At 46.3% G+C, this 2,301-nt stretch carries 1 protein-coding gene; it reads right to left on the minus strand.

What is annotated here, in order from left to right:
- Nucleotides 1-114: 114 nt before the first annotated feature.
- Nucleotides 115-1,635, minus strand: a complete 1,521-nt coding sequence (locus tag F6K37_RS38740) for a reverse transcriptase domain-containing protein (RefSeq protein ID WP_287256497.1) — start codon at nt 1,633-1,635, stop codon at nt 115-117.
- Nucleotides 1,636-2,301: the final 666 nt, after the last annotated feature.

Consider the following 2,301-nt stretch of genomic DNA (forward strand, 5'->3'; position numbering starts at 1 on the left):
GTTAGAGTCGATGTCCCCTATTACGGGGAGCACCTCTCCTTCAGAACCGTGCATGAAACTTTCGTCTCACACGGCTCCTAGATATTCTTAGCTGAGGTGCGACCCAGGGGCAGTTTATCTGCCCATTGGAAAGCGCACCTCGCTTTTGCTCCAATGTATTTGCTGATGGCAGCTCTGATCAACTGCTAGAAGATTCTTCGTTTTCCAGTTGTCGTGGTTTCCATCTATGTGATGGAGATGTACATCCTCGTCTTCTAGGAATCTCAATCCGCAATATCCACAGGAATGGTTCTGCTTTTTCAAAGCTGTTGATGTAGCATCGGAGTATAATCGTGAGTTCCGATTACTCCAGTAAACTAAGTCACCGTCGTAGGGTGACTTAGTCCCCTTTACGTTTACGTGTTGGTTTTGCTTGTAACCTACCTTTGGGAATGCCTTCTTACATAGTTCATTGGCTTTGTACCGGTTTACCTTCTTTTCCTTACGGAATTTCCGATTTGCGGTGTGGTTCATGAACCATAGAGAATCCCTTGAGCTGCTCATGTCACAGCTGCTGTGGTAGTTACGCCATCCGCGAACTATAGGAGCTAGTTTCGTTGCTTTTACTTCAGCACCATAGTTCGAGTTATTAACCACGTGTTTGATTTTTTCGCGTATTTTCCGATGGTTGTCCGCTGAGGGAGTGCATTGGAATTTTCCGTTTTTCTGGACTCGGAAGTTCCAGCCCAAGAAATCAAAACCGTCTGTCGTGTTGGTTAGCTTGGTCTTTTCTTCGCTGATTTCCATTCCGCGCTCTGCTAGGAAGGCTTTTACTTTGTCAAGTATCTTCTCGGCATTGTCTTTTGGCTTTAGGATGAACACCATATCATCTGCGGATCGCAGGCTGGTGTGTATATCCTCTATTCCGTTAAGTGCGATATTAGCTAGTAGGGGGCTTACTACTCCACCTTGTGGGGTTCCTTGCTCAGGGAATTCCGGATTTATTCCGGCCTTGAGGCAGCGGAATATTCCGTGTTTTAATCCTGTTGGCGCAATTAACCTTATCATGATGGCGTTGTGGGAAATACGGTCAAAGCATTTCTTGATATCTAGTTCTATGATTCGCTTTTTGATTCCGTTGCTATTAGACCTTAGATTGTTAAACAGTTGTTTTTGTGCGTCTTGGGCACATCTTCCCGTTCTGAATCCGTAGCTTTTTGCGTGGAACGTGGCCTCGTGGGCTGGTTCTAAGGCGAATTTGGCTAGACATTGCCATGCTCTGTCAGGGATGGTAGGTATTTTCAACATCCTTACTTTCCCATTCTTTTTAGGGATAGGGATTTCGCGAAGTCGGCTATGCTTCCAGTCTGAAGCATGGTCGTTCAATGTTTCTACCAGTTCCCATCTCTGTCGGTAGTTGAGGCTTGACTTACCATCAATTCCCGCCGTTTTCTTACCCTTGTTTAGCTGAGTCACTTGACGGACGGCCAAAAGTTGAGCTGCACGGGACTTCATAATCAGTTTCTGTAATGACCGTGCCTTCTTCAGGTCGCCATCTCGAACTGCTTTGAACACTCGCTTTTGTAGGCGAAAGAGGTTTTGGCGGAGTTTCTTCCACTTTTGACTTTTCCAAAAGTCGCTATAACTGGTTGTCATGCGTCTACTTATACTCTCCTAGAGTTCGTGTTTTCTGAATACCCGCAGCCAGTTTCCGGCTGCATCCTACCCGACAGTGAGGATTAGACTTGGCATAGCTTACCGAGGGTTCGACCGTTCCTCAGACTCATGTTGCTGTCGTTTTTACTCGTTCCGACTGTTAGATTGTTTTGATGTTTTAGGGCAGTCCGGAGATGAAACCTTAGAATAGTGGAGCCTTACTACAAAATTTTTAACCCTTTTACCCATAGCCGACTAACTATAAAGGCTCCACTATTCTTGCGGTAACTTCTAACCAATTTGCCTATCCTCTCCTCGGAGTTTACGATTACCGCCAAAAGAGCATCGTGAGGATGTAGAGGATGAAGTCTCGCATATACTAGTCAGATGGCGGCTTCCGCATAAGACACTTTTTCAGGACTTTTGCTACTGTTACCCATGACATCTTCCCGTTAGCGGCAGTGTGGCACATCTGATTTACCTCTGATTCCGCCCTGTTGCCAGCGTCACTCTACAGGTTGCCGCCTGTTCGGTGTGGCCAGATAGGGTGTCACTTATCTCCAAAAGACCACCATCCGAACAGTCAGTTAGGCTTTGAAGGTTTTCCTTCGCGCCCCTAGCTCATAAGCCTTGTATTGTAAGGTTCCTAGCTAGAACGAGCCGCAC

Source organism: Moorena sp. SIO4E2 (genome assembly GCF_010671945.1).
GTDB classification, from domain to species: Bacteria; Cyanobacteriota; Cyanobacteriia; order Cyanobacteriales; family Coleofasciculaceae; genus Moorena; species Moorena producens.

Excerpts from the sequence above, each read along its gene's own strand:
- F6K37_RS38740 (WP_287256497.1), bottom strand. The coding sequence starts at position 1,635 with ATGACAACCAGTTATAGCGACTTTTGGAAAAGTCAAAAGTGGAAGAAA.